The following is a 25,245-nucleotide window of genomic DNA, read 5'->3' on the forward strand; positions in this document are numbered from 1 at the left end:
TAATGCCCGCACTGATCACCTACCGCACCCCGGTCCAGAAGGACTGGGTCGACTACAACGGGCATCTGCGCGATGCCTTCTACCTGCTGATTTTCAGCTATGCCACCGATGCGCTGATGGAGCGCATCGGCCTGGATGCCGACAGCCGGGGGCAAAGCGGCAATTCGCTGTTCACCCTGGAAGCGCACATCAACTACCTGCACGAAGTGAAGCTGGGCTGCGAGGTGTGGGTGCAGACCCAGATCATCGGCGTCGATCGCAAGCGCTTGCACGTCTACCACAGCCTGCATCGGGCGGGGTTCGACGAGGTGCTGGCGGCCAGCGAGCAGATGCTGCTGCATGTGGACCTGGCCGGGCCAAAGTCGGCGCCGTTCAGTGAGCGCAGTGTCGGGTTACTGCAAGAGTTGCTGGACCAGCAACAGGATCTGCCACCCGCCGAATACCTGGGCCGGGTGATGGGCTTGAACACCAGGCCCGTGTAGGAGCGGCCCGCCTGCATCGAAGGCAAAAAAATAGCCCCGGGAAGCCGTGAGCACCCGGGGCCAAGAGCGAGCAGCATCCACGTTGCACGAACGAGGGTGACCAAACCCTCCGTTGCGGTAGATGGCTTGAGTTTGCGCAGTTCCCGGCAGTTCGATTTAGCCGGAAACGACCTGTTCTTAGCCAAAGCAGCCATGGCGCCATTCTGTGGTTGCGGGTATGTCGCCGGCGTCACAGAATCGGTCGTAAATCACAGCAGCACTCTCTTAGCGATAAAAGGGACAACAGCCATGATGCATGCGGATTTGATTGACCAGGACGACCTGGCAGGCCACCTGCGCGCGCGCGGGTTCGACATTCCGCCCGGTGCCAGCGCCGAGCAGGCCTGCGAGGCGGTGGTGCGCGGGCTGACCGAGCCCAATGCGCGGGCGCTGAAGGGGATGGTGGAGCAGATGTATACCGGTAGCGCGACGATCTTGCCGGCGGTGCGCCAGGCCATCGACAAACAGCTGTTGCCGGCGCTGGCGCAATTCAACCAGCGCGCCTGACCGATTTTCCTGTACTGGCCTCTTCGCGGGGTAAACCCGCTCCCACAGGTACTGCACTGAACTCAAAAGCAGTGCAGTACCTGTGGGAGCGGGTTTACCCGCGAAGAGGCCAGTGCCGTTTCAGAGCCTTACACTGGCAAAGGTCGACTCGTTGCGCGCCTGGCTCAAGGCGGCCATCGGGCCGCTGTGCGGCGACAGGGTCATGGCCTGCGGGATCGGCATCATGGCCACCTGTTGCGCGGTATTGGAACCCACACGCTCGTCACGCGGCGGAATACCGAAATACTCGCGGTAGCACTTGGAGAAGTGCGGGGTCGACACGAAGCCGCATACCGAGGCCACCTCGATGATCGACATCGGCGTCTGCTTCAGCAACTGCCGGGCGCGGATCAGGCGCAGCTTCAGGTAATAGCGCGATGGCGAACAGTGCAGGTACTTCTGGAACAGCCGCTCGAGCTGGCGGCGCGATACCGACACGTACACCGCCAGTTCATCCAGGTCGATCGGCTCCTCGAGGTTGGCCTCCATCAACGCGACGATCTCCTGCAGCTTCGGCTGGTTGGTGCCGAGCATGTGCTTGAGCGGCACGCGCTGGTGGTCCTGTTCGTTGCGAATACGCTCGTAGACGAACATCTCCGAGATCGCCGCCGACAGCTCGCGGCCATGGTCGCGGCTGATCAGGTGCAGCATCATGTCCAGCGGCGCGGTGCCGCCGGAGCTGGTGAAGCGGTTACGGTCCAGGGTGAACAGGCGAGTACTCATGTTCACCCGCGGGTAGGCCTCCTGCATGGCCGCCAGGCATTCCCAGTGCACGCTGCAATCGAAACCGTCAAGCAGGCCGGCGCAAGCCAGTGCCCAGCTGCCGGTGCACACCGCACCCAGGCGGCGCGACTGGCGGGCCTGGGCCTGCAGCCAGGTGACATGCTCACGGGTAACGGTGCGCTGGATGCCGACGCCGCCGCAGACGATGACGGTGTCCATCGGCGGGGCGCTGTGCATGGCCGCGTCCGGGGTGATCTGCAGGCCGTCGCTGGCCCACACCTGGCCGCCATCGACGGTCAGGGTGTGCCAGCGGTACAGCTCGCGACCGGACAGCTGGTTGGCCATGCGCAGCGGCTCAACGGCCGATGCCAGGGAAATCAGGGTGAAATTGTCCAGAAGGAGAAACCCGATGGACTGGGGGGTTGTGCGGTTCTGGGTTGGGTTCCCGGAGGTGTACGACGTCATCGCGATTTCTCCTCACACAAATGCAGGGTGTGTGCCTCAGGCGGGCACTGATTTTCTTGTTATGGCCCCCGGGTTCATGTGCAGGGGGCTTGTTTCCAATATCAACGCAAAGGCCGTGCCTGAAATTGAACGGCCATCCAAAAAAACCTGAAAACGACGCCTTCCTCCGGCAAATCAGGTACTTCGATCGCGTTGACTGGTCTTCGCAAAGCCCCGTCCTAGCGCTTCGCATGCAGCAACTGAGCAATTTGGTGACACGCAATGGGCAGGTTGCCCAGAAACGACACTATTGAGTGTCACCGACAATGCTCGTACTGATAGCGACAGCCGACGATTGGTGAGCTCAGGTCACGCACTGAAACAGGGCACGGCGCACTTGAAACGTTCAAGGGCCTCATCGCGGATGACGCTGCTCCTACAGGGAATGCATGACCCTGCAGGAACGGATTCATCCGCGATGAGGCCCTCAAGGGGACTCGACACTCAGCATTCGATGGCGCTGACGGCCAGGCCACCGCGCGAGGTCTCCTTGTATTTGTCGTGCATGTCGGCCCCGGTGTCACGCATGGTGCGGATCACCTGGTCGAGGGAAATGAAGTGCTCGCCGTCACCACGCAAGGCCATCTGCACCGCATTGATGGCTTTCACCGCAGCAATGGCGTTGCGCTCGATGCACGGCACCTGGACCAACCCGCCAACCGGGTCGCAGGTCAGGCCGAGGTTGTGTTCCAGGGCGATTTCGGCGGCGTTTTCCACCTGCGGCGGGGTCGCCCCCAGCACTTCGGCCAGCCCGGCCGCGGCCATGGCACAGGCCGAGCCGACTTCGCCCTGGCAGCCAACCTCGGCACCGGAAATCGACGCGTTCTTCTTGCACAGGATGCCTACCGCAGCCGCGGCGAGGAAGAAGTCGACCACGCTGGATTCGGTTACCGCGTCACTGAAGCGCATGTAGTAATGCAGCACCGCCGGAATGATGCCGGCAGCGCCGTTGGTCGGCGCGGTGACCATGCGCCCACCGGCAGCGTTCTCTTCGTTGACCGCGAGGGCGAACAGGTTGACCCATTCCATGGCGCTCATGGTCGAGCCGATCACGTTGGGCTTGCCGATTTCCTGCAGGCTGCGGTGCAGCTTGGCAGCGCGACGCCGCACGTTCAGGCCGCCGGGCAACGTGCCTTCGTACTTCAGGCCATTGTTGACGCACTCCTGCATGGCCTCCCAGAGCTTGTGCAGGCCGGCGCGGATCTCTTCCTCGCTGCGCCAGACCTTCTCGTTGGCCATCATCAATTGCGACACGCTGAGGTCGTTTTGCTTGCACAGGCGCAGCAGCTCGGCGGCGCTGTTGAAGTCGTATGGCAGCTCGGTCTGGTCGGCATCCAGCACGCCACTGGCAGCCTGGGCGGCATCGACCACGAAGCCGCCACCCACCGAGTAATAGGTGTCGCGGTGCAGCTCGCCCTGCTCGCCTTCGGCAATCAGGGTCATGGCGTTGGGATGGTACGGAAGGTTCTCGTCCAGCAGCAGCATGTCGCGGGCCCAGACGAACTCGATGGGCAGGCGGTTATCCAGCAGCAGCGTGCCGGTTTCCCGCAGGTCGGCGATACGCGGCACGATCTGGGTCGGGTCAATGGCATCAGGCCATTCGCCCATCAGGCCCATGATGGTGGCGTTGTCGGTGCCATGACCGATGCCGGTGGCTGACAGCGAGCCATACAGGCGCACTTCGATCCGCTTCACACGCTCCAGCTCGCCGCGTTCGCGCAGGCCCTGAACGAACAGGGCGCCGGCACGCATGGGGCCGACGGTGTGGGAGCTGGAAGGCCCGACACCGATCTTGAACAGGTCGAACACGCTGATGGCCATTGTCGAATCACCTCTTGCTGGGCTTGTCTCTGCGCGCCATGCGCAGGGCGGGGCAGCTGCTAGGCTGAAGCAGCAGGCCGCCTTGAATGCACGCATCATCGGGCTTTTGTCGTAGCCCTCGCCGTCTGCAACCGACGTAATTTTGTCCAGCAGCGCCGCACGATTCCGGCCCTCAGCACGCCGTTTTACGGCGGCCTGGTGACGTAAAAATGCGGTCGAGGGGGTGGAAAAATCCATAAGCGACATCGTCTGTACTGGATACGACCCGTTCCGTACTGGTTACGACTCCACCAGTAGGCGATTGCCCAGCGCTGGAGGATTATCGAAAGCGACTCGTAAAGCACGGCCACGCATCCTGCCCTCTGCAGGCCTTGTCGACCGGACACCCAGAATGCCCGGCGACCCACGCGAACCCGAAGACAAAATCCACAGGAGTCCATCCATGAAAGGTTCACTCTCGCTGTTGCTGGCTGCGATGCTGACAGCGCCCGTGCTGGCCCATGCCGCCGAGCCCGAGCAATGTCAGACGGTCAGGTTCTCGGATGTCGGCTGGACCGACATCACGGTCACCACCGCCACCACCAGCGTTGTGCTCGAAGCACTGGGTTACAAGACCCACACCACCATGATCTCGGTACCGGTGACCTACAAGTCGCTGGCCACCGGCAAGGACCTGGATGTGTTTCTCGGCAACTGGATGCCGACCATGGAGAACGACATCAAGCAGTATCGCGACGCCGGCACCGTAGAAACCGTGCGCGCCAACCTGGAGAACGCCAAGTACACCCTGGCAGTGCCCCAGGCGCTGTATGACAAGGGCCTGAAGGATTTCAGCGACATTCCCAAGTTCAAGAAGGAACTCGACAGCAAGATCTACGGCATCGAGCCGGGCAACGATGGCAACCGCACCATCCAGAGCATGATCGACAAGAACGCCTTCGGCCTGAAAGACGCCGGTTTCAAGATCGTGCAGTCCAGCGAGGCCGGCATGCTGTCGCAGGTCGACCGTGCGCAGAAGCGCGGCGAAGCCATCGTGTTCCTCGGTTGGGAACCGCACCCGATGAACACCCGTTTCAAGATGCAGTACCTGACCGGCGGGGACGACTTCTTCGGCCCCGAGTTCGGCAAGGCGACCGTATTGACCAACACCCGCAAGGGCTATGTGCAGGAATGCAGCAACGTTGGCCAGCTGTTGAAGAACCTGTCGTTCGAGCTCAAGGATGAAAGCACCATGATGGGCTATGTCCTGGACGACAAGATGAAACCCGAAGCGGCTGCCAAGAAGTGGCTCAAGGAAAACCCAGCCAAGCTGGATGCCTGGCTGGCCGGTGTGACTACCGTGGACGGCAAACCAGGCCTCGAGGCAGCCAAGGCCAAGCTGACGCAATAACGAAATATGCAATAGCGCTACCCCGGGGCCGGAGCGTGTCTGCCCCGGGTTGAGTTCAATCTATGCAGGTGGAAGCTCGCTATCATGCTTATCGATCAGAAAATACCCCTGGGACAGTACATCGCGTCGTTCGTCGAATGGCTGACCCAGAACGGCGCGAATTATTTCGACGCCATCGCCCAAGGCCTGGAGTTCATGATCCATGGCGTCACCAGTGCCCTGACCTGGTTCAACCCGTTCGTCCTAATCGCCCTGTTCGCCGCCCTGGCGCACCTGATCCAGCGCAAGTGGGCGCTGACCGCATTCGTTGCCCTGTCGTTCCTGCTGATTCTCAACCTGGGTTACTGGCAGGAAACCATGGAAACCCTGGCGCAGGTCACCTTCGCCACGGTGGTGTGCGTGGCCATCGGCGTGCCGCTGGGCATCGTCGCCGCACACAAGCCAATGTTCTACACCGCCATGCGCCCGGTGCTCGACCTGATGCAGACGGTCCCCACCTTCGTCTACCTGATTCCCACCCTGACCCTGTTCGGTCTGGGTGTGGTGCCGGGGCTGATCTCGACGGTGGTGTTCGCCATCGCCGCGCCGATCCGCCTGACCTACCTGGGCATCTGTGATGTACCGCAGGAGCTGATGGACGCCGGCAAGGCGTTTGGCTGCTCGCGCCGCCAGCTGCTAACCCGTATCGAACTGCCGCACGCGATGCCGAGCATCGCCGCCGGCGTAACCCAGTGCATCATGCTGTCGCTGTCGATGGTGGTGATTGCCGCCCTGGTCGGCGCTGACGGCCTGGGCAAACCTGTGGTCAACGCACTGAACACCGCTGATATCTCCCTGGGCTTCGAAGCGGGCCTGGCGATCGTGCTGCTGGCGATCATGCTCGACCGTATCTGCAAGCAACCGGACCTGCCGGCAAGGGGTGAAGCATGAGTATCATTCGATTCGAAGACGTCGACGTCATCTTCTCCAGCAAGCCGCGCGAGGCGCTGGCGCTGCTCGACCAAGGCAAGACACGTGAGCAGATCCTCAAGGAAACCGGCCTGGTGGTGGGTGTCGAGAAGGCCAACCTGGACATCCAGAAGGGCGAGATCTGCGTACTGATGGGCTTGTCAGGCTCGGGCAAGTCGAGCCTGCTGCGTTGTATCAACGGCCTCAACACTGTCAGCCGCGGCAAGCTGTTCGTCGAACACGAAGGCAAGCACATCGACATTGCCCACTGCACCCCGGCCGAGCTGAAGATGATGCGTACCAAGCGCATTGCCATGGTGTTCCAGAAGTTTGCCCTGATGCCTTGGCTGACGGTGCGCGAGAACATCAGCTTTGGCCTGGAAATGCAGGGCCGGCCTGAGAAGGAACGGCGCAAGCTGGTTGACGAGAAACTCGAACTGGTGGGTCTGGCCCAGTGGCGCAACAAGAAGCCGGACGAACTGTCTGGCGGCATGCAACAGCGCGTGGGACTGGCCCGGGCGCTGGCGATGGATGCCGACATCCTGCTGATGGACGAACCGTTCTCGGCACTCGACCCGCTGATCCGCCAGGGCCTGCAAGATGAGTTGCTGGGCCTGCAGGCGAAGCTGAGCAAGACCATCGTGTTCGTCAGCCACGACCTGGACGAGGCGTTGAAGCTGGGTAGTCGCATCGCGATCATGAAGGACGGGCGGATCATCCAGTACAGCAAGCCGGAAGAGATCGTGCTGAACCCGGCCGACGAATATGTGCGCACCTTCGTCGCTCATACCAACCCACTGAACGTATTGTGCGGCCGCAGCCTGATGCGCAGCCTGGACAAGTGCAAGCGGGTCAACGGCTCGGTGTGCCTGGACCCGGGTGGCGATTCCTGGCTGGACCTGGGCGAAGGCAACTCGATCAAGCGTGCGCGTCAGGGCCAGAACGGCCTGGAGATGCAGAACTGGGCACCGGGGCAGTCGGTGGAAGGCCTGGGCCGCAAGCCAACCCTGGTGCAGGCGGATATCGGCATGCGTGATGCGCTGCAGATTCGCTACCACACCGGCAACAAGCTGGTGCTGCAGGAAAATGACAAGGTGGTGGGTATTCTCGGCGACAGCGAGCTGTATCACGCGCTGCTGGGCAAGAACCACGGTTGATGGCATTGGGGCCGCCTTGCGGCCCATCGCGGCTAAAGCCGAGCCTGCAGGAGAACAGGTGTTCCTGTAGGCGCGACTTTAGCCGCGATGGGCTGCAAAGCAGCCCCAATCACTGTTTCAGCGCACCACGATTCCGCGCAAAGCCATGTAGGCCTTGGCTTCCGGCACCGTGTACTCACCAAAGTGGAAGATGCTGGCCGCCAACACCGCACTGGCATGCCCTTCGAGAATGCCGTCAGCCAGGTGCTGCAGGTTACCCACCCCCCCGGACGCGATGACCGGAATACCCAGGGCATCGCTGATCGCGCGGGTGACGCCCAGGTCGAAGCCGTTCTTCATGCCGTCCTGGTCCATGCTGGTCAGCAGGATCTCGCCGGCTCCCAGGCCCTCCATCTTCTTCGCCCACTCCACTGCATCCAGCCCGGTCGGCTTGCGCCCACCGTGGGTGAAGATTTCCCAGCGCGGTGCTTCACCCGGCGCGGAAACTTTCTTGGCATCGATGGCTACGACGATGCACTGCGAACCGAAACGGTCGGCCGCCTCGCCGACGAACTCCGGGTTGAACACTGCGGCCGTATTGATCGAGACCTTGTCGGCACCGGCATTGAGCAGGTTACGGATGTCCTGCACGGTGCGCACGCCACCGCCCACGGTCAGCGGGATGAACACCTGGCTGGCCATGCGTTCGACGGTATGCAAGGTGGTGTCGCGGCCATCGACGCTGGCGGTGATGTCGAGGAAGGTGATTTCGTCGGCACCTTGCTCGTCGTAGCGACGGGCGATTTCCACCGGGTCGCCGGCATCACGGATGTTCTCGAACTTGACGCCCTTGACCACCCGGCCGTTATCCACGTCCAGGCAAGGGATGATGCGCTTGGCCAGTGCCATGGTTCAGTCCTCAGCCTTGGTAGTTGTCGCAGAAGGCCTGGGCCTCGGCAACATCGAGGGTGCCTTCGTAGATGGCACGGCCGGTAATGGCACCGATGATCCCCGGGGCCTTGGCGTCCAGCAGGGCCTTGATGTCGCCCAGGTTGTGGATACCGCCCGAGGCGATCACCGGGATCGAAGTCGCTTCTGCCAGCGCCTTGGTGAAGGGCACGTTGCAGCCCTGCATCATGCCGTCCTTGGCGATGTCGGTGTAGACGATCGCCGAGACGCCATCGGCCTCGAAACGCTTGGCCAGGTCGATGACCTGCACCGAGCTGACTTCGGCCCAGCCGTCGGTGGCGACGAACCCGTCCTTGGCGTCCAGGCCGACGATGACCTTGCCCGGGAAGGCCTTGCACGCTTCGGCGACGAACTCTGGCTGCTTGACCGCCTTGGTGCCGATGATCACGTAGCTGACGCCGGCCTTGACGTAGTGCTCGATGGTTTCCAGCGAGCGGATGCCACCACCGATCTGGATCGGCAGGGTCGGGTAGCGCTTGGCAATGGCGGTAACCACTTCACCATTGACCGGCTGGCCTTCGAAGGCGCCGTTGAGGTCGACCAGGTGCAGGCGGCGGCAGCCACCTTCGACCCACTTGGCGGCCATGCTCACCGGGTCGTCGGAAAATACCGTGGAGTCTTCCATGCGGCCCTGGCGCAGGCGCACGCAGGCACCGTCCTTCAGATCGATAGCGGGGATAATCAGCATCTTGGGAACCTGTCTGTTCTTGGGGTTTCAGGGCTTTTCGAGCGCCCACAGATCGCTTTCGATGCTGTCGAACCGCTCCTTGAGGTGCAGCTGAACATCGGCAATCGCCCTGTTGTAGTAATGGGGTGCAATTTCCTTGCTGAACACATCGAGGACCTCGGCCACCTCGAACGAACCCAGCGTCAACTCGAAACGGTCTTCGAGGAAGCGCTTGAGCGTGTCGAGCGCTGCGCGCTCCTGCTCGGGGGCCAGGGTGACGACCGGGGCCTTGGTCTTCGATCTGCTCATTTACCAGCGCCCGTCCCAGGCGACGAAGTTCTGCAGCAGCTGCAGGCCATGGGTATGGCTCTTCTCCGGGTGGAACTGCACGGCGAAGCGCGAGCCATCGGCCAGCGCCGCAGCAAAGTCGACGCCGTAATGGCCGCGCCCGACCACCTGCGCCGGCTTGCCGGCATCGATGTAGTAACTGTGCACGAAATAGAAGCGCGCACGGTCGGGGATGTCATGCCACAACGGGTGGTGGTTGGTCTGGCCGACCTCGTTCCAGCCCATGTGCGGCACCTTGAGGTGCTCGCCGTCTTCCTTGAGGTCCTTGCCGAAGAAGCGCACCTGGCCGGGGAACAGGCCAATGCAGTCGACACCGTCGTTTTCTTCACTGTGCTCCAGCAGTGCCTGCATGCCTACGCAGATACCCAGGAACGGGCGGTCCTGGCTGACTTCACGCACCAGGCTGTCGAAGCCCAGGCGGCGGATTTCAGCCATGCAGTCGCGAATCGCGCCCACACCCGGGAACACCACGCGATCGGCCTCGCGGATGACTGCGGCATCGCTGGTGACCAGTACCTTGCCGGCCCCTACGTGCTCGAGCGCCTTGGCCACCGAGTGCAGGTTGCCCATGCCATAGTCGATTACGGCTACCGTCTGCATTTAAAGGCACCCTTTGGTGGAAGGCATCTGCCCGGCCATGCGCTCGTCGAGGGTGATGGCCATGCGCAGGGCGCGGCCGAAGGCCTTGAACACGGTTTCGATCTGGTGGTGGGTATTGTGGCCACGCAGGTTGTCGATATGCAGGGTCACCAGGGCGTGGTTGACGAAGCCCTGGAAGAATTCCTGGAACAGGTCGACGTCGAAGCCACCGACGGTAGCGCGGGTGTAAGGCACATGCATCTGCAGGCCCGGGCGACCGGAAAAATCGATGACCACGCGTGACAGCGCTTCGTCCAGCGGTACGTAGGCATGGCCGTAGCGGAAGATGCCCTTCTTGTCACCGATGGCCTGGGCAAATGCCATGCCCAGGGTGATACCGACGTCCTCGACGGTATGGTGATCGTCGATATGCAGGTCACCCTTGCACTCGATATCCAGATCAATCAGCCCGTGGCGGGCGATCTGGTCCAGCATGTGTTCAAGGAAAGGCACACCGATATCGAACCGGGCCTTGCCACTGCCATCGAGGTTGATCGAGCACTTGACCTGGGTTTCCAGGGTGTTGCGCTCGACGGACGCCTTACGTTCAACCATCACCAGCTCCGCAAAATCATTGGGCGAAAAGGGCTTCATTATAGGCCCAGAACGCGCCCGCTTGAAACGCGGATGACATATGGCAAGGCAAGGAACTGTGGGGATGGACGGGCCTACAGGTCTATACAACCTGGTACATGGGGCTGCTTTGCAGCCCATCGCGGCGCGAGGCCGCTCCTACACAGGATCGCGCACTCCCGACGCTCGCGCGATCCCTGTAGGAGCGGCCTTGCGCCGCGAAAGGGGCGCAAGGCGCCCCCAGGCTGGCACATCAATGGAACAGCACAGCCGTCTTCTGCAGGGTCACCCAAACACCCCAAGCCAGCGGCACGACCACCACCGCCCAGGCCAGCAGCACCAGCGGCAGGCTGCCCGGCGCTGCTTTCCACTCCAGCGACTGGACACCATCGGCGCCCTTGTCGTGGCTCAGCGCACGCTCGGCAGCCAGCTCGGCATCGCTCATGAAGTACTTGTCGGCCACCGGGCGCACCAGCGTGTTGCAGACAAAGCCCAGCACCAGCAGGCCGGCCAGGATGTACAGCGTCATGTCATAGGCTGCGGCACGTTCAACCCCGGCGGCCAGTTGATATTCGCGCAGGTAGGTGATCAGCACCGGCCCCAGCACACCCGCCGCCGCCCAGGCGGTCAGCAGGCGACCGTGAATGGCGCCGACCATCTGCGTGCCGAACAGGTCGGCCAGGTACGCCGGTACGGTGGAGAAGCCACCACCATACATCGACAGGATGATGCAGAACGCCGCCACGAACAGGGCCACGTTACCCAGGTGCCCCATGTTCGGCACCAGGCTGTACAGGCCAACCCCGAGCGCGAAGAACGCGAAGTAGGTGTTCTTGCGGCCAATGTAGTCGGAGAACGAAGCCCAGAAGAACCGCCCACCGATATTGAACAGGCTCAGCAAGCCGGTGAAGCCGGCGGCGATCGCGGCAATTTGCGCCAGCTGGGCGCTGTTTAGTTCGCTGAAGCTCAACCCGTTGCCCAGCAGTTTCCCGGCGAACACTTCCTGCAGCAACGGCGAGGCCATGCCGAGAATGCCGATACCCGCCGAAACATTCAGGCACAGCACCAGCCAGATCAACGCGAATTGTGGAGTTTTCCACGCCACGCTGACATGCACGTGGCGGTCGGTGACCATGGTGTTGCCGGCTTTCTTCAGCGGCGCAGTGAAGCCTTCGGGCTTCCAGCCGGTCGGTGGCACGCGATACGCCAAGGCGCCGGCAGTCATGAACACGAAGTAGATAGCGGCCATGGCCACGAAGCTCTGCCACACCCCTACTTCCTGAGCGTTGCCGAAGTGCCCCATCAGCGCAGTGGCCAGCGGTGCACCGACCATGGCGCCGCCGCCAAAGCCCATGATCGCCATGCCGGTGGCCATGCCGCGTTTGTCCGGGAACCACTTGATCAGGGTCGAGACCGGCGAAATGTAACCCAGCCCAAGGCCGATACCGCCGATTACACCGGAGCCCAGCCACATCAGCCACAGCTGGTGGGTTTTTACGCCCACGGCCGAGATCAGCATGCCGCCACACCAGCACAGCGCCGAGACCAGGCCAGCCTTGCGTGGGCCGGCGTGCTCCAGCCAGCCGCCCAGCACCGCGGCCGAGCAACCGAGGAAGACGAAGAACAAGGTGTAGATCCAGCTCAGCATCGAGATCGGCCAGTCGCATTCGGCGCTGAACATGCGGGCCATGAAGCCCATGTCCGCCGCGCAGGCGACCGGGGCGGTGATGCCGAGGGCTTGCGACAGAGGTAGCCAGAACACCGAGAAGCCATAAGCCATGCCGATGCACAGGTGAATGGCCAGGGCGGCCGGCGGAACCAGCCAACGGTTGAAGCCCGGGCGGGCGATAATGCGCTCCTTCGACAGGAAGCCTGGCGCACTGACCAGGGCCCCCGCCGCGACGGTACTGCTCATGGGATCGAATCCTTCTTATATGGGGAGAGTGCAGCAAAGCGGCGCAAGGGTAGCAGCATCAAGTAGCGTGAAGGCAATCTGATATTGCAATTTTTTGCTCGGCTGAAACGGTCATGCTTGGTAACGGCCACACTTTCGGAACTGACGACGCCCAGGCTGTCGAAAGCCGTATCCTGTGCTTTACACGTAGGAAATGCCCTGTATCTCTTGTCGAATACGCAGGGACAACCACTGCAGCGCTATACTCTGGCGCTTGAATTTCAAACGGACTACAAGGACTCGCCCATGAAAGCGTTCGGCAAAATCCTGGGACTTGGGCTTCTCGGGTTGCTGCTGATCATCGTGGCGCTGGGCTTCGCCCTGACCCACCTCTTCGATCCCAACGACTACAAAGACGAGATTCGCCAGCTGGCTCGCGACAAGGCACACGTCGAGCTCACCCTCAACGGTGATATCGGCTGGAGCCTGTTCCCGTGGCTGGGGCTGGAGCTGCACGAAGCAAGCATCGCCACCTTGAACAAACCCAAGGAGCCGTTCGCCGACCTGCAGATGCTGGGCCTGTCGGTGCGTGTGCTGCCGCTGCTGCGCCGCGAAGTGCAGATGAGCGACGTACGCGTCGAGGGTCTGAACCTGAACCTGGCGCGTGACGAACAGGGACATGGCAACTGGGAAGACATCGGCAAGCCGTTGCCCGCACAGGACGCCGGCGCGCAAGCCAATGCCCCGGCCCAGGCACCCGCCGAACAGCAACCGGCACCGGCTACCAGCGACGGCCGTGCGGTCAAGCTGGACATCGACAGCCTTACCGTGAACAACGCCCGCGTGCAGTACACCGATGCCAAGACCGGCCACAGCTATAGCGCCGAGAGCATCCAGCTGAGCACCGGCCCGGTCCACGAAGGCGCGAACATTCCGCTCAAGGCCAGCGCCTTCCTCAGCGCCAGCCAGCCGAACATCAAGGCCCGCACCGAACTGGCCGGCGAGCTGCGCTTCGACCGCAAGCTCAAGCGCTACAACTTCGAAGACATGCGCCTGTCGGGCGAAACCTCGGGTGAGCCAACCGGCGGCAAGACTGTAACCTTCGCCGCGCAGGGCCAGTTGCTGGTCGACCTGGGCGCCAATGTCGCTTCGTGGAGCGGCCTGAAAGTCTCGGCCAACCAGCTGCGTGCCCTGGGTGAGCTGAACCTGCGCGACCTGGACAAGACACCCCAGCTGAGCGGCGGCCTGTCTATCGCCCAGTTCGACCTGCGTATGTTCCTCGACAGCATTGGTCGCCCGCTGCCGGCCAGCAACGATCCGGCAGCCTTCTCCAGGCTGGAAATGGTCACCCGCCTGCAAGGCACGCCGCACAGCCTGGCCCTGGAAGACCTGGCCGTGAAGCTGGACGACAGCACCTTCACTGGCCGCGTGGCCATTGAAGACTTCGCCAGGCAGGCCCTGCGCCTGCAGCTCAAAGGCGATACCTTCGACGCCGACCGCTACCTGCCGGCCAAGAGCGAACAGGCCAAGGGCGCTACTGCCGCACGCCAGGCCGAGGTCAAGCAGCAGGAAGCCAGCGCGGTCGCCGGTGCAGGTACCACGCCGCTGCCCAACGCCCCGACCCAGGTTGCCTGGAGCGACGACAAGCTGCTGCCGGTGGACCGCCTGCGCGCCCTCGACTTGCAGGCTGACCTGGCCTTTGGCTCGCTGACCCTGGACAAACTGCCGATCGAAGACGCCCAGCTCAAGGCCGTCGGCCAGGGCGGCCTGCTGACCCTGCAAACCCTGCGCGGTGGCCTGTACAACGGCACGTTCGAGGCCAAGGGTACCGTCGATGTTCGCCCTGCCGTGCCGCAACTGGGCGTGAACACCAACATCCAGCGGGTGCCGGTAGAGCACTTCGTCAAGACCGAGGGCAAGGAACAGCAGCCGCCGGTCAAAGGCCTGCTGACCCTGACCAGCGACCTGACCGCCACCGGCAACAGCCAGAAGGCCCTGGTCGATACCGTCAACGGCAACGCCAATTTCGTCATCAACGACGGCGTGCTGGTCAATGCCAACCTGGAACAGCAACTGTGCCAGGCCATCGCCACGCTCAACCGCAAATCGCTGAGCGGCGAGCCTCGTGGCAAGGACACCCCCTTCCAGGAACTGCGCGGTAGCCTGGTGGTACGCAATGGGGTCGCCAGCAACCCGGACCTCAAGGCGCGCATCCCGGGCCTCACCGTCAACGGCCAGGGTGACCTCGACCTGCGCGTGCTGGGCATGGACTACAAGGTCGGCGTGGTTGTTGAAGGCGACCAGCGTGCCATGCCTGACCCGGCCTGCCAGGTCAACGAACGCTATGTTGGCGTTGAAGTGCCACTGCGTTGCCGTGGCCCGCTGGAGCTGGGCGCCAAGGCCTGCCGCCTGGACCAGGATGGCATGGGCAAGGTCGCTGCCAAGCTGGCCGGCAACCGCCTGCAGGAAAAGATCGACGAAAAACTCGGAGACAAAGTGAGCCCGGAAGTGAAAGACGCGCTCAAGGGGCTGTTCAAGCGATGACCCCAGAGCAGTTCTCCAGCGCTGTGCTGGATTGGTATGACGAACACGGCCGGCACGACCTGCCCTGGCAGCAGGGCATCACCCCGTACCGGGTGTGGGTGTCGGAGATCATGCTGCAGCAGACCCAGGTCAGCACCGTGCTCAACTACTTCGACCGCTTCATGCAGGCCCTGCCGACCGTGCAGGCCCTGGCCGAGGCGCCGGAGGACGAGGTGCTGCACCTGTGGACCGGCCTGGGCTACTACACCCGCGCGCGCAACCTGCAGAAGGCTGCGAAGATCGTGGTCGCGCAGCATGGTGGCGAATTTCCGCGCAGTGTCGAGCAGCTCACCGAGCTGCCTGGCATCGGTCGCTCTACCGCGGGCGCCATCGCCAGCATCAGCATGGGTATCCGCGCACCGATCCTCGACGGCAACGTGAAACGCGTGCTGGCCCGCTACACTGCCCAGGCCGGCTACCCTGGCGAGCCCAAGGTGGCCAACCAGCTGTGGGCCACGGCCGAGCGCTTTACCCCGCAGCAGCGCGCCAACCACTACACCCAGGCGATGATGGACATGGGCGCCACGCTGTGCACCCGCAGCAAGCCCAGCTGCCTGATCTGCCCACTGCGGCGGGGCTGCGAAGCGCACCTGCACGGTGAACAAGCCCGCTACCCGGAACCCAAGCCGCGCAAGGCGCTGCCACAACGGCGCACGCTGATGCCGCTGCTGGCCAACCACGATGGCGCCATCCTGCTTTACCGCCGCCCGTCCAGCGGGCTGTGGGGTGGCTTGTGGAGCCTGCCGGAACTGGACGACATCGGCCAGCTCGACGACCTCGCCTACCAGCACGGCCTGCGCCTGGCCGAAAGCCGCGCCATGGACGGCCTGACCCATACCTTCAGCCACTTCCAGCTGGCGATCGAGCCCTGGCTGGTGCGCGTCGACCCGGTCGGCCAGCACGTGGCCGAGGCCGACTGGCTCTGGTATAACCTCGCAACCCCGCCGCGCCTGGGCCTTGCCGCCCCGGTGAAAAAATTGCTCAAACGCGCGGCCGACGAACTGATTGCAGGAGACGCCCGATGACCCGCACCGTGATGTGCCGCAAGTACAAAGAAGAACTGCCAGGCCTGGAGCGCCCGCCCTACCCCGGCGCCAAGGGCCAGGACATCTTCGAACACATCTCGCAGAAGGCTTGGGCCGACTGGCAGAAACACCAGACCATGCTGATCAACGAAAAGCGCCTGAACATGATGAACGCCGAGGACCGCAAATTCCTCCAGGGCGAGATGGACAAGTTTTTCGCCGGCGAAGAGTACGCCCAGGCGGAAGGCTACGTACCACCCTCGGAATGACCCCACGGAACGTAAGCGACGGAATTAATTTAAAATTTTTTCAAAAAGTCGTTGACGGGCGGTCTGAAAGTCTATTTAATTCACCTCGTCGCCCAGATAGCTCAGTCGGTAGAGCAGAGGATTGAAAATCCTCGTGTCGGCGGTTCGACTCCGTCTCTGGGCACCACCTTCAGCTTCTGGTGGTTGCAAAGTTACCCGAAGCAACAACAAGAAACCCGCCTGGTGCGGGTTTTTTGTTGTCTGTGTTTTTGCATTGATCAGCATCAAACAGCCACTTTTCGCCCACCTTCATAATCGATGATGGACTTTCGAATCGATTCTGCAAGGACCTCCATGAGCGAAGAATCCCCCCTCCTGCTCCCCGCCCCCAGCGAACCCGTTGCCGCACCAGCCCGCACCCGCCGCCCACGCCAGCGCAAGCCAGCGCCGAGCATCACCCGCGTCAGCCAGCAACCCGCAGCCCTGGAAGTGGCCACAGCACCCAAAGGCAGCAACGAAGACAGCACTTCAGCCCGCCTGCCAGAAAGCTACCCGTACCGCACCCGGCTGCGCCGCCAGGAGTATGAAAAGGCCAAGCACGCGCTGCAGATAGAATTGCTGAAGGTGCAAAGCTGGGTGAAGGAAACCGGCCAGCGCGTGGTGATCCTGTTCGAGGGGCGCGATGCGGCGGGCAAAGGCGGGACCATCAAGCGTTTCATGGAGCACCTCAACCCACGCGGTGCGCGCATCGTGGCCCTGGAGAAGCCTTCAGAGCAGGAAAAAGGCCAGTGGTACTTCCAGCGCTACATCCAGCACTTGCCCACGGCGGGTGAAATGGTGTTCTTCGACCGCTCCTGGTACAACCGCGCCGGGGTCGAGAAGGTGATGGATTTCTGCACGCCACTGCAGTACCTGGAGTTCATGCGCCAGGCGCCGGAGCTGGAGCGCATGCTGTGCAACAGCGGCATCCTGCTGTTCAAGTACTGGTTCTCGGTGAACCGCGAAGAGCAGCTGCGCCGCTTCATTTCGCGCCGGGACGACCCGCTCAAGCACTGGAAGCTGTCACCCATCGACATCAAGTCGCTGGACAAGTGGGAGGACTATACCGCCGCCAAGGAGGCGATGTTCTTCCATACCGATACGGCCGATGCACCATGGACGGTGATCAAGTCCGATGACAAGAAGCGGGCGCGGATCAACTGTATCCGGCACTTCCTGCATTCGCTGGACTATCCAGGCAAAGACCCTGAGGTGGCATACGCACCGGACCCTCTGCTGGTAGGCCGAGCGTCACGCGGCTTCGAAGAAGATGAGACGCCACAGTCGGCAGCCTGAAGCCTGGCCACGCGATCGACAGACACCCGCAGCCTGAAGACAGACTGCGGGTCGAAGCTTATGCGCCCGACATGGAACGAACATTCTCGAACGTGTCTTCGGTCATGTGCCCCATGTAAGATATGCTGTGTAGCTGAACCTCGCTGCCGTGTTCCTTGCTCTTTTCGATAATTGCCATGATGTCAGCCTTGGTAATCATCTGCTCGTTGCAACTGACGAAACCGGTTGGATAGTAAACGCTACCATCGTCCATGTAGCCGTACAGGGTGACAAGATAAAAGTGCTTCATGATCCTCTCCTCCAGCGCAAACCTGTGCATTGTGCGGATGCCGAATTGGCCTAGCGACACGCTGCCAGCCAACAGGCGCGGCAGCGGGAGAGAACTTACGCAGGGTTCACGCCCGGCATAATCTGGATGCTTATCCCGGACACACCTCACCGAGCTACGTTGCGCCGGAGTGCGGCTTGGGTTTATCGGGCAATTGCGCTTCAATATGCGCAATTTCAGATAACAGGATTCCCCATGGCCACCCCTACCAAGCAACAGAAACGTGCCAAACGCGCTGCCAGCAAGGCCAAACAGAACCGCATGGTGCGCAGTGGCCAGGCGGTAAAGGCCAGCGCCGGTGACAGCGCCAGCGTCGAGCAGGTGTACAACAAGGCCATGGAGTCGGGCAGCTACGACGCGCTGTTCAAGAAGATGAAGGAAGCCCAGGAGGGCGGCCTGGTACCGATGATCTCGGTGTTCCTGGTAGACCCACTGCTGGGCCTGGTGCTCAAGGGGCACAAGGAAGAACACGCCACCGACTATATCGTGCTGGTGTTCAACGCCTACCGTAAGTGGCTGGACGGGGCCGATGAAGAAGCCACCATGGCCTGGCTGGAAAGCGACGAATTCCAGGCAGCCTATGTGGCAGCCTCGGAGCTGGTTGCCAAGCAGCAACAGCAGCAGAAGCAGTTTGGCTGACAGGGCTGTATTACCTGCCCGGTGATAGGGCCGCACCAGGCAATAAAAAAGGCCGCGCCCTGCACAGGACGCGGCCTTTTCATAACAGCCAGCGCGGATCAGTTATCCAGCGCTACCCGCCCGGCAGCTTCACGCTTGCGGTGCACCAGCAAGCCAGCCGCCACCACACCAATGCTCAGCAGCGCGGTCGCGATGATTTCGGCACGGTGGTCTTCACGCAGCGCCATCACCACCAGGATTGCAATGATGAAGGCAATGGTCGCCCAGGTCAGGCCTGGGAACAGCCACATCTTGAAGGTGATCTTCTCGCCACGGGCCTCACGCTGGGCGCGCATGCGCAGCTGTGAAACGGCAATCACCAGGTACACCAGCAGGGCAATGGCACCCGAGCTGGCCAGCAGGAACTCGAACACCTGGGCCGGGGCCACGAAGTTGGCGAACACGCAGAGGAACGCCGCTGCGGTGGACAGCAGTACCGCCACGTGCGGGGTCGCCGACTTGGTGGTGCGCTGGGCGATGGCCGGGGCGTCACCGCGCTTGCTCAGCGAGAACAGCATGCGCGACGAGGTGTACAGCGCCGAGTTCAGGCAGCTGGTGACGGCGATCAGCACGACGATGTCGACGATAAGCTTGGCGTTCGGCACACCGATGAGGCTCAGCACGGTCTGGTAGGAGCCGGTTTCGGCCAGCGCCGGGTCGTTCCACGGCACCAGGGCCACAACGAGGAAGATCGACACCAGATAGAACAGGCAGATACGCCAGATGACCGAGTTGGTAGCACGGCTGATCTGCTTGCCCGGGTCCTTCGACTCGGCCGCGGCGATGGTGACGATTTCGGTACCCATGAACGAGAACATGGTGGTCAGCATGGCTGCAAGCACTGCGCCAAGGCCATTGGGCATGAAGCCCTGGGTGTCGAACAGGTGGCTGGCACCGCTGACCTGGCTGCTCGGCACGAAGCCGAACAAGGCAGCACAACCCACGGCGATGAAGCCGATGATCGCCAGGACCTTGAGCAGGGCGAACCAGAACTCGAACTCGCCATAGTTCTTCACGCTGCACAGGTTGGTCAGGGTCAGCGCCAGGGTTATGACCAGGGAGAACGCCCACAGGTCAACCGCAGGGAACCAGGCATGCAGGATGGCTGCGGCAGCGTTGGCTTCCAGCGGAATAACCAGCACCCAGAACCACCAGTAAAGCCAGCCGATGGTGAAACCGGCCCAGCGCCCGATGGCGCGGTCGGCATAAGTAGAGAACGAACCGGTGTCAGGCGAGGCGACCGCCATTTCACCCAACATGCGCATGACCAGCACGACCAGCGTGCCCGCGGCAGCATAAGCCAGCAGCACGGCAGGGCCGGCAGCGGCAATGGCGTGGCCGGAGCCAACGAAGAGGCCGGCACCGATCACGCCAGCGATGGACAGCATGGTCACATGCCGTTGTTTGAGCCCCTGAGCGAGGTCATTGGAATTGTTACCGCTCATAAAACTACCTTTGTAAGGAGGTGGACCACGCCGACTGCGGGTGTAAAGCGCACCAAGGGTTGACCTGGGCGTCGGTGCAATCGGCGGTTTCCTGCTGGCAATAAGTGCGCCATGTGCTGAAAGCATTCGTCAGAAAGCCCGGGAGGCCTTTCCACACACGGTTCGGAGGGCTTTCGGCCAAGAGCTGACCGAAAGGGCATCAAACTGTCGGATTACTGAAATACCCACTTACAAACGCCCCAAAGGTGCTCCTCGGTAACACCTTTGCACCGATGCAAAGCAAAAAAGTGCAACCTATGGGTACAACCCCATACCGTGCAAAGGCCTCCGCAGGCGAACCCGTTTTCTCGGGATCTGCTACCTTGTCAGTCCGGAACTACCCGCGAATGGTCTAAAACCGCTTCCATGAGCCGGCCAAAGCTGGCACCATCGCGCCTTTTTTCATCAAGGCTCTGGTGCTGGGCGAGACCTTCGCGGACATCCGCGCGACGTTGCGCTGCAGCGATGCGACAAACTGCCCCACCAGCGCCCCGAGCACCTGGCGCCCCTGTTGGCCGCCGCGATACCGCTATGCTAGCTTGGCGCTCGCCAGGAAGGCCGCCAACAGCTGGGAACGCACCCGAACACAATGAGGACCGCACATGGCTCAGGCCACGCCCGCGCTGGAAATCCGCAACCTGCACAAACGCTACGGCGAGCAGGAAATTCTCAAGGGCATTTCGCTGACCGCACGCGACGGTGACGTGATCTCCATCCTGGGGTCGTCCGGCTCCGGCAAGTCCACCCTGCTGCGCTGCATCAACCTGCTCGAGAACCCGCACCAGGGCGAAATCCTGGTCGCCGGTGAAGCGCTCAGGCTCAAGGCCGCCAAGAACGGTGACCTGGTCGCCGCCGACAATCGCCAGATCAACCGCCTGCGCAGCGAGATCGGCTTCGTCTTCCAGAACTTCAACCTGTGGCCGCACATGTCGATCCTCGACAACATCATCGAGGCGCCCCGCCGCGTACTTGGCCAGAGCAAGGCCGAGGCCATCGAAGCCGCCGAAGCACTGCTGAACAAGGTCGGCATCTACGACAAGCGCCACAGTTATCCCGCCCAGCTTTCCGGTGGCCAGCAACAGCGTGCCGCCATTGCCCGTACCCTGGCCATGAAGCCCAAGGTCATCCTGTTCGACGAGCCAACTTCGGCACTCGATCCGGAAATGGTCCAGGAAGTGCTAAACGTTATCCGCGCATTGGCCGAAGAAGGCCGTACCATGCTGCTGGTCACGCACGAGATGAGCTTTGCCCGGCATGTGTCCAGTGAAGTCGTCTTCCTGCACCAGGGCCTGGTCGAAGAGCAGGGATCGCCGCAGCAGGTGTTCGAGAACCCGACCTCGGCGCGTTGCAAGCAATTCATGTCCAGCCACCGTTAACGGAGCAATACATGCACACTTACAAGAAGTTTCTCCTGGCAGCTGCTGCCACGCTGGTGATGTCGGCCAACGCCATGGCCGCAGAAAAACTGCGCATGGGTATCGAGGCCGCTTACCCACCGTTCAACAACAAGGATGCCAGCGGTAACGTGGTCGGCTTCGACAAGGACATCGGCGACGCCCTGTGCGCCAAGATGAAAGTCGAATGCTCGGTCGTCACCTCGGACTGGGACGGCATCATCCCGGCGCTGAATGCCAAGAAGTTCGACTTCCTGGTGTCGTCGCTGTCGATCACTGACGAGCGCAAGCAGGCAGTGGACTTCACCGACCCGTACTACTCCAACAAGCTGCAGTTCATCGCGCCGAAGAACGTCGACTTCAAGACCGACAAGGCCTCGCTCAAGGGCAAGGTGATCGGCACCCAGCGCGCCACCCTGGCCGGCACCTGGCTGGAAGACAACTACGGCGATGACGTAGAGATCAAGCTGTATGACACCCAGGAAAACGCCTACCTCGACCTGGTCTCCGGCCGCATCGACGGTATCCTCGCCGACAAGTACGTGCAGTACGAGTGGCTGAAGAGCAAGGACGGCATGAACTTCGAGTTCAAGGGCGAGCCGGTGATGGACAGCGACAAGATCGGCATTGCCGTGCGCAAGGGCGACGACAAGCTGCGCAACGACCTGAACAAAGCCCTGGCAGAAATCAAGGCCGACGGTACGTACAAGAAGATCAACGACAAGTACTTCCCGTTCAGCATCGAATGACCCGCCCTGACTGGCGCGCCCTTGCGGCGCGCCAGTCCCTAGAATGACCTGCCCATGAATATCGACCTGCACGGATTCGGTCCGGCCATGATGGCCGGTACCCTGATGACCGTAAAACTGGCGCTTTGCGCCTTGCTGCTGGGCCTGGTGCTGGGCCTGCTCGGCGCCCTGGCCAAGACTTCCTCGGTCAAGCCTTTGCAATGGCTTGGCGGCTTCTATTCGACCCTGGTACGCGGCGTGCCCGAACTGCTGTGGGTCCTGCTTATCTACTTCGGCACCGTAGGCTTGATGAATGCCCTCGGTGAAGCCCTGAACATGCCGGGCCTGGAGCTCAGCGCCTTCGCGGCGGGGGTGATTGCCCTGGGCCTGTGCTTCGGCGCCTACGCCACCGAAGTGTTCCGTGGCGCCATCCTGGCAATCCCCAAGGGCCACCGTGAGGCCGGCCTGGCGCTGGGCCTGTCCAAGGGCCGCATCCTGTCGCGGATCATCCTGCCGCAGATGTGGCGCATCGCCCTGCCGGGTCTTGGCAACCTGTTCATGATCCTGATGAAGGACACTGCACTGGTGTCGGTGATCGGCCTGGAAGAAATCATGCGCCACGCGCAAATCGGCGTGACCGTGACCAAGGAGCCATTCACCTTCTACATGGTCGCCGCCTGCATCTACCTGAGCCTGACCATCATTGCCATGACCGGCATGCACTTCATGGAAAAACGCGCCGCTCGCGGCTTTGCGAGGGCCGTGCAATGAACTGGGAAGTGATCATCAAATGGCTGCCCCGCCTGGCCCAGGGTGCGACCCTGACCCTGGAGCTGGTAGCCATTGCCGTGGTGGCCGGGCTGATCCTGGCCATCCCGCTGGGCATCGCCCGCTCCTCGCGCCACTGGTACGTGCGCGCCGTGCCGTTCAGCTACATCTTCTTCTTCCGCGGTACGCCGCTGCTGGTGCAGCTGTTCCTGGTCTACTACGGCCTGGCGCAATTCGACGTGGTGCGTTCGAGTTCGCTGTGGCCCTACCTGCGCGATCCGTTCTGGTGCACGGTGCTGACCATGACCCTGCACACCGCCGCCTATATCGCCGAGATCCTGCGCGGTGCGCTGCAGTCGATCCCCAAGGGCGAAATCGAGGCGGCACGCGCACTGGGCATGTCGCGTGGCAAGACGCTGTTCTACATCATGCTGCCGCGCGCCGCGCGTATCGGCCTGCCGGCGTACAGCAACGAAGTGATCCTGATGCTCAAGGCCAGCGCCCTGGCCAGTACCGTGACCTTGCTGGAACTGACCGGCATGGCCCGCACCATCATTGCCCGGACCTACCTGCCGGTAGAGATCTTCTTTGCCGCCGGGGTGTTCTACCTGGTGATCTCGTTCGTGCTGGTACAGGGCTTCAAGCTGCTGGAGCGCTGGCTGCGTGTGGATGCCTGCCAAGGGCGCTGACATCTCCTGGCCTTCTTCGCGGGCGTGCCCGCGAAGAAGCCCTCAAACCCACCGCACATCCTTGCCATGCCAAGCCACCTCCACAGCCACCACCTGAGCACCCGTTTCCAGGCCCTCGACCAGTTCCTGATCGAGCACCAGCGGCTGTGGAAACCCCGTCCCTTCAGCACCCTGCAGCTGGACTGGGAAACCGCATATCCCGAGCTTGCCGCCCACCTGCGCCAATGCTCCCTGGCAGACGCCGAAAGCGAAAGCACCGCTGCGAGCTTACCCGCCCCATTCCCACAGCTGGCCCGGCAAGCCCAACAGCTCTCTACCCTCGGCAACCTCCCGGCCACCGACCTTCGCCCCGCCGCCCACCGCCTCGACGTCGCCGTTCCCGGCCGCAAATGGCAGCAGATCGAAGCCTTCGCCAGCCACCTGAGCTTCCGCACGCAGCCGCGCCACTGGCTGGACTGGTGCGCCGGCAAAGGCCACCTCGGCCGCCGCCTGCTGCAACCCGGCCAGCACCTGACCTGCCTGGAATACGACGCCGCCCTGGTCGCCGCCGGCCAGGCCCTGAGTGCGCACCATCATTTGCCGGCGCTGCACCTGCAGCAGGATGTGATGGCCGAGGACAGCGCCCGCCACCTGGCAGACGACAAAACCGTGGTCGCCCTGCACGCCTGTGGCGACTTGCATGTACACCTGATACAGCTGGCCAGCCAGCAAGGCTGCCGGCAACTGGCCGTGGCCCCTTGCTGCTACAACCGCATTGCAGCGCAACAGTACCAGGCGTTATCCACAGCCGCGCAAGCGTCCAGCCTGCAGCTGTCGCTGGATGACCTGGGCCTGCCGCTGAGCGAAACCGTCACCGCAGGCGCCCGCGTGCGGCGCCAGCGCGACGCCTCCATGGCCCGGCGCCTGGGTTTCGACCTGCTGCAACGCCAGCAACGCCAGAGCGCCGACTACCTACCGACGCCTTCGTTGCCTGTGGCCTGGCTGGAAAAGCCCTTCGAGCAATACTGCCGCGACCTGGCCGAGCTCAAGCAACTGCAATTGACCGGCAACCCGGACTGGGCAGCCTTGGAAGCAGCCGGCTGGCAACGCCTGGTCGAGGTCCGTAACCTGGAGCGCGTGCGCAACCTGTTTCGTCGGCCGCTGGAGCTGTGGCTGGTACTGGATCGCGCCCTGTTTCTGGAAGAACGCGGCTATAACGTGCAACTGGGCCTGTTCTGCGACTACCCGCTGACCCCACGCAACCTGCTGATCCTCGCCGAACGCGACCGTTAGCCGCAGTACAACCTGTGGATAACTCTGTGCACAA

At 62.5% G+C, this 25,245-nt stretch carries 25 protein-coding genes and 1 tRNA gene; 16 read left to right on the plus strand and 10 right to left on the minus strand.

Features of this window, described 5'->3' with window-relative positions; translation table 11 throughout:
• Window positions 1-2: 2 nt before the first annotated feature.
• The gene (locus tag ACVWZT_RS07380; RefSeq protein ID WP_457468776.1) at window positions 3-482 is read left to right on the plus strand and encodes a thioesterase family protein; all 480 of its coding nucleotides are present in this window, start codon (window positions 3-5) and stop codon (window positions 480-482) included.
• Window positions 483-770: 288 nt separating this feature from the next.
• Complete coding sequence (locus ACVWZT_RS07385; protein WP_296235394.1) at window positions 771-1,028, plus strand: hypothetical protein; 258 nt, start codon at window positions 771-773, stop codon at window positions 1,026-1,028.
• Window positions 1,029-1,148: 120 nt separating this feature from the next.
• Here the strand turns inward: ACVWZT_RS07385 and gbdR are convergent, their stop codons facing one another.
• Together gbdR and ACVWZT_RS07395 are read right to left on the minus strand one after the other, a co-directional pair.
• Window positions 1,149-2,255, minus strand: a complete 1,107-nt coding sequence (gene gbdR, locus ACVWZT_RS07390) for a choline metabolism transcriptional regulator GbdR (protein ID WP_296235274.1) — start codon at window positions 2,253-2,255, stop codon at window positions 1,149-1,151.
• A gap of 483 nt (window positions 2,256-2,738) precedes the next feature.
• Window positions 2,739-4,115 carry an L-serine ammonia-lyase gene (locus tag ACVWZT_RS07395; protein WP_457468778.1) on the minus strand — a complete coding sequence of 459 codons (1,377 nt, stop codon included), beginning with the start codon at window positions 4,113-4,115 and terminating at the stop codon, window positions 2,739-2,741.
• A 442-nt stretch (window positions 4,116-4,557) separates the two neighbouring features.
• On the opposite strand from ACVWZT_RS07395, the gene ACVWZT_RS07400 reads away from it, so the two are divergent.
• From ACVWZT_RS07400 to choV, 3 genes are all read left to right on the plus strand, one after another.
• Complete coding sequence (locus tag ACVWZT_RS07400; protein WP_296235276.1) at window positions 4,558-5,505, plus strand: choline ABC transporter substrate-binding protein; 948 nt, start codon at window positions 4,558-4,560, stop codon at window positions 5,503-5,505.
• Window positions 5,506-5,586: 81 nt separating this feature from the next.
• The gene (choW, locus tag ACVWZT_RS07405; protein ID WP_225780782.1) at window positions 5,587-6,435 is read left to right on the plus strand and encodes a choline ABC transporter permease subunit; all 849 of its coding nucleotides are present in this window, start codon (window positions 5,587-5,589) and stop codon (window positions 6,433-6,435) included.
• Window positions 6,432-7,610 (plus strand): choline ABC transporter ATP-binding protein, encoded by a 1,179-nt coding sequence (choV, locus tag ACVWZT_RS07410; RefSeq protein ID WP_296235277.1) that lies wholly within the window; start codon window positions 6,432-6,434, stop codon window positions 7,608-7,610. The genes choW and choV overlap by 4 nt, the downstream gene beginning before the upstream one ends.
• A gap of 117 nt (window positions 7,611-7,727) precedes the next feature.
• On the opposite strand, the gene hisF is transcribed toward choV, so the two are convergent.
• The 6 genes from hisF to ACVWZT_RS07440 all read right to left on the minus strand — a co-directional run bounded on the left by hisF (window position 7,728) and on the right by ACVWZT_RS07440 (window position 12,700).
• Window positions 7,728-8,498 carry an imidazole glycerol phosphate synthase subunit HisF gene (gene hisF / locus ACVWZT_RS07415; RefSeq protein ID WP_457468780.1) on the minus strand — a complete coding sequence of 257 codons (771 nt, stop codon included), beginning with the start codon at window positions 8,496-8,498 and terminating at the stop codon, window positions 7,728-7,730.
• A gap of 10 nt (window positions 8,499-8,508) precedes the next feature.
• Window positions 8,509-9,246 (minus strand): 1-(5-phosphoribosyl)-5-[(5-phosphoribosylamino)methylideneamino]imidazole-4-carboxamide isomerase, encoded by a 738-nt coding sequence (hisA, locus tag ACVWZT_RS07420; protein ID WP_003257484.1) that lies wholly within the window; start codon window positions 9,244-9,246, stop codon window positions 8,509-8,511.
• Window positions 9,247-9,273: 27 nt separating this feature from the next.
• The gene (locus ACVWZT_RS07425) at window positions 9,274-9,534 is read right to left on the minus strand and encodes a DUF2164 domain-containing protein (protein ID WP_296235279.1); all 261 of its coding nucleotides are present in this window, start codon (window positions 9,532-9,534) and stop codon (window positions 9,274-9,276) included.
• Window positions 9,535-10,173: an imidazole glycerol phosphate synthase subunit HisH gene (hisH, locus tag ACVWZT_RS07430; protein ID WP_170027853.1), complete on the minus strand. Its 639-nt coding sequence runs from the start codon at window positions 10,171-10,173 to the stop codon at window positions 9,535-9,537. It abuts the gene before it with no gap.
• Window positions 10,174-10,767, minus strand: coding sequence for an imidazoleglycerol-phosphate dehydratase HisB (hisB, locus tag ACVWZT_RS07435; RefSeq protein ID WP_087501952.1), 594 nt, complete (start codon window positions 10,765-10,767; stop codon window positions 10,174-10,176).
• Window positions 10,768-11,038: 271 nt separating this feature from the next.
• Window positions 11,039-12,700 (minus strand): OFA family MFS transporter, encoded by a 1,662-nt coding sequence (locus ACVWZT_RS07440; protein WP_296235280.1) that lies wholly within the window; start codon window positions 12,698-12,700, stop codon window positions 11,039-11,041.
• Window positions 12,701-12,985: 285 nt separating this feature from the next.
• On the opposite strand from ACVWZT_RS07440, the gene ACVWZT_RS07445 reads away from it, so the two are divergent.
• From ACVWZT_RS07445 to ppk2, 5 genes are all read left to right on the plus strand, one after another.
• Window positions 12,986-15,223 (plus strand): AsmA family protein, encoded by a 2,238-nt coding sequence (locus tag ACVWZT_RS07445; RefSeq protein WP_457468784.1) that lies wholly within the window; start codon window positions 12,986-12,988, stop codon window positions 15,221-15,223.
• Window positions 15,220-16,287 (plus strand): A/G-specific adenine glycosylase, encoded by a 1,068-nt coding sequence (gene mutY, locus ACVWZT_RS07450; RefSeq protein WP_457468785.1) that lies wholly within the window; start codon window positions 15,220-15,222, stop codon window positions 16,285-16,287. The genes ACVWZT_RS07445 and mutY overlap by 4 nt, the downstream gene beginning before the upstream one ends.
• The gene (locus tag ACVWZT_RS07455) at window positions 16,284-16,556 is read left to right on the plus strand and encodes an oxidative damage protection protein (RefSeq protein ID WP_003257478.1); all 273 of its coding nucleotides are present in this window, start codon (window positions 16,284-16,286) and stop codon (window positions 16,554-16,556) included. The genes mutY and ACVWZT_RS07455 overlap by 4 nt, the downstream gene beginning before the upstream one ends.
• A gap of 90 nt (window positions 16,557-16,646) precedes the next feature.
• A tRNA-Phe gene (locus ACVWZT_RS07460) sits at window positions 16,647-16,722 on the plus strand.
• A gap of 167 nt (window positions 16,723-16,889) precedes the next feature.
• Entirely contained in the window at window positions 16,890-17,870 is a 981-nt protein-coding gene (ppk2, locus tag ACVWZT_RS07465; protein ID WP_457468786.1) for a polyphosphate kinase 2, read from the plus strand.
• Window positions 17,871-17,928: 58 nt separating this feature from the next.
• On the opposite strand, the gene ACVWZT_RS07470 is transcribed toward ppk2, so the two are convergent.
• Complete coding sequence (locus tag ACVWZT_RS07470) at window positions 17,929-18,159, minus strand: hypothetical protein (RefSeq protein ID WP_457468788.1); 231 nt, start codon at window positions 18,157-18,159, stop codon at window positions 17,929-17,931.
• Between the two features lie 234 nt (window positions 18,160-18,393).
• Between ACVWZT_RS07470 and ACVWZT_RS07475 the strand changes: the two genes are divergently transcribed.
• Window positions 18,394-18,837 (plus strand): hypothetical protein, encoded by a 444-nt coding sequence (locus tag ACVWZT_RS07475; protein WP_296235286.1) that lies wholly within the window; start codon window positions 18,394-18,396, stop codon window positions 18,835-18,837.
• A gap of 98 nt (window positions 18,838-18,935) precedes the next feature.
• Here ACVWZT_RS07475 and gabP read toward each other — a convergent pair whose 3' ends face one another.
• The gene (gene gabP, locus ACVWZT_RS07480) at window positions 18,936-20,321 is read right to left on the minus strand and encodes a GABA permease (protein WP_296235287.1); all 1,386 of its coding nucleotides are present in this window, start codon (window positions 20,319-20,321) and stop codon (window positions 18,936-18,938) included.
• 641 nt (window positions 20,322-20,962) lie between these two features.
• Here gabP and ACVWZT_RS07485 point away from each other — a divergent pair.
• From ACVWZT_RS07485 to ACVWZT_RS07505, 5 genes are all read left to right on the plus strand, one after another.
• Window positions 20,963-21,736, plus strand: coding sequence for an ABC transporter ATP-binding protein (locus tag ACVWZT_RS07485; protein WP_296235288.1), 774 nt, complete (start codon window positions 20,963-20,965; stop codon window positions 21,734-21,736).
• Window positions 21,737-21,747: 11 nt separating this feature from the next.
• Window positions 21,748-22,503 (plus strand): ABC transporter substrate-binding protein, encoded by a 756-nt coding sequence (locus ACVWZT_RS07490; RefSeq protein WP_296235289.1) that lies wholly within the window; start codon window positions 21,748-21,750, stop codon window positions 22,501-22,503.
• Window positions 22,504-22,557: 54 nt separating this feature from the next.
• Window positions 22,558-23,253 carry an ABC transporter permease gene (locus ACVWZT_RS07495; RefSeq protein ID WP_296235290.1) on the plus strand — a complete coding sequence of 232 codons (696 nt, stop codon included), beginning with the start codon at window positions 22,558-22,560 and terminating at the stop codon, window positions 23,251-23,253.
• Window positions 23,250-23,939: an ABC transporter permease gene (locus tag ACVWZT_RS07500; protein ID WP_170027845.1), complete on the plus strand. Its 690-nt coding sequence runs from the start codon at window positions 23,250-23,252 to the stop codon at window positions 23,937-23,939. The genes ACVWZT_RS07495 and ACVWZT_RS07500 overlap by 4 nt, the downstream gene beginning before the upstream one ends.
• Before the next feature lie 66 nt (window positions 23,940-24,005).
• Window positions 24,006-25,211, plus strand: coding sequence for a methyltransferase (locus ACVWZT_RS07505; protein ID WP_457468791.1), 1,206 nt, complete (start codon window positions 24,006-24,008; stop codon window positions 25,209-25,211).
• Window positions 25,212-25,245 lie beyond the last annotated feature (34 nt).

The organism is Pseudomonas sp. TE21394 (assembly GCF_054057835.1).

Coding starts and splice junctions, on each gene's coding strand:
- ACVWZT_RS07380 (WP_457468776.1), top strand. CDS start 3: ATGCCCGCACTGATCACCTACCGCACCCCGGTCCAGAAGGACTGGGTC.
- ACVWZT_RS07385 (WP_296235394.1), top strand. CDS start 771: ATGATGCATGCGGATTTGATTGACCAGGACGACCTGGCAGGCCACCTG.
- gbdR (WP_296235274.1), bottom strand. CDS start 2,255: ATGACGTCGTACACCTCCGGGAACCCAACCCAGAACCGCACAACCCCC.
- ACVWZT_RS07395 (WP_457468778.1), bottom strand. CDS start 4,115: ATGGCCATCAGCGTGTTCGACCTGTTCAAGATCGGTGTCGGGCCTTCC.
- ACVWZT_RS07400 (WP_296235276.1), top strand. CDS start 4,558: ATGAAAGGTTCACTCTCGCTGTTGCTGGCTGCGATGCTGACAGCGCCC.
- choV (WP_296235277.1), top strand. CDS start 6,432: ATGAGTATCATTCGATTCGAAGACGTCGACGTCATCTTCTCCAGCAAG.
- hisF (WP_457468780.1), bottom strand. CDS start 8,498: ATGGCACTGGCCAAGCGCATCATCCCTTGCCTGGACGTGGATAACGGC.
- hisA (WP_003257484.1), bottom strand. CDS start 9,246: ATGCTGATTATCCCCGCTATCGATCTGAAGGACGGTGCCTGCGTGCGC.
- ACVWZT_RS07425 (WP_296235279.1), bottom strand. CDS start 9,534: ATGAGCAGATCGAAGACCAAGGCCCCGGTCGTCACCCTGGCCCCCGAG.
- hisH (WP_170027853.1), bottom strand. CDS start 10,173: ATGCAGACGGTAGCCGTAATCGACTATGGCATGGGCAACCTGCACTCG.
- hisB (WP_087501952.1), bottom strand. CDS start 10,767: ATGGTTGAACGTAAGGCGTCCGTCGAGCGCAACACCCTGGAAACCCAG.
- ACVWZT_RS07440 (WP_296235280.1), bottom strand. CDS start 12,700: ATGAGCAGTACCGTCGCGGCGGGGGCCCTGGTCAGTGCGCCAGGCTTC.
- ACVWZT_RS07445 (WP_457468784.1), top strand. CDS start 12,986: ATGAAAGCGTTCGGCAAAATCCTGGGACTTGGGCTTCTCGGGTTGCTG.
- mutY (WP_457468785.1), top strand. CDS start 15,220: ATGACCCCAGAGCAGTTCTCCAGCGCTGTGCTGGATTGGTATGACGAA.
- ACVWZT_RS07455 (WP_003257478.1), top strand. CDS start 16,284: ATGACCCGCACCGTGATGTGCCGCAAGTACAAAGAAGAACTGCCAGGC.
- ppk2 (WP_457468786.1), top strand. CDS start 16,890: ATGAGCGAAGAATCCCCCCTCCTGCTCCCCGCCCCCAGCGAACCCGTT.
- ACVWZT_RS07470 (WP_457468788.1), bottom strand. CDS start 18,159: ATGAAGCACTTTTATCTTGTCACCCTGTACGGCTACATGGACGATGGT.
- ACVWZT_RS07475 (WP_296235286.1), top strand. CDS start 18,394: ATGGCCACCCCTACCAAGCAACAGAAACGTGCCAAACGCGCTGCCAGC.
- gabP (WP_296235287.1), bottom strand. CDS start 20,321: ATGAGCGGTAACAATTCCAATGACCTCGCTCAGGGGCTCAAACAACGG.
- ACVWZT_RS07485 (WP_296235288.1), top strand. CDS start 20,963: ATGGCTCAGGCCACGCCCGCGCTGGAAATCCGCAACCTGCACAAACGC.
- ACVWZT_RS07490 (WP_296235289.1), top strand. CDS start 21,748: ATGCACACTTACAAGAAGTTTCTCCTGGCAGCTGCTGCCACGCTGGTG.
- ACVWZT_RS07495 (WP_296235290.1), top strand. CDS start 22,558: ATGAATATCGACCTGCACGGATTCGGTCCGGCCATGATGGCCGGTACC.
- ACVWZT_RS07500 (WP_170027845.1), top strand. CDS start 23,250: ATGAACTGGGAAGTGATCATCAAATGGCTGCCCCGCCTGGCCCAGGGT.
- ACVWZT_RS07505 (WP_457468791.1), top strand. CDS start 24,006: ATGCCAAGCCACCTCCACAGCCACCACCTGAGCACCCGTTTCCAGGCC.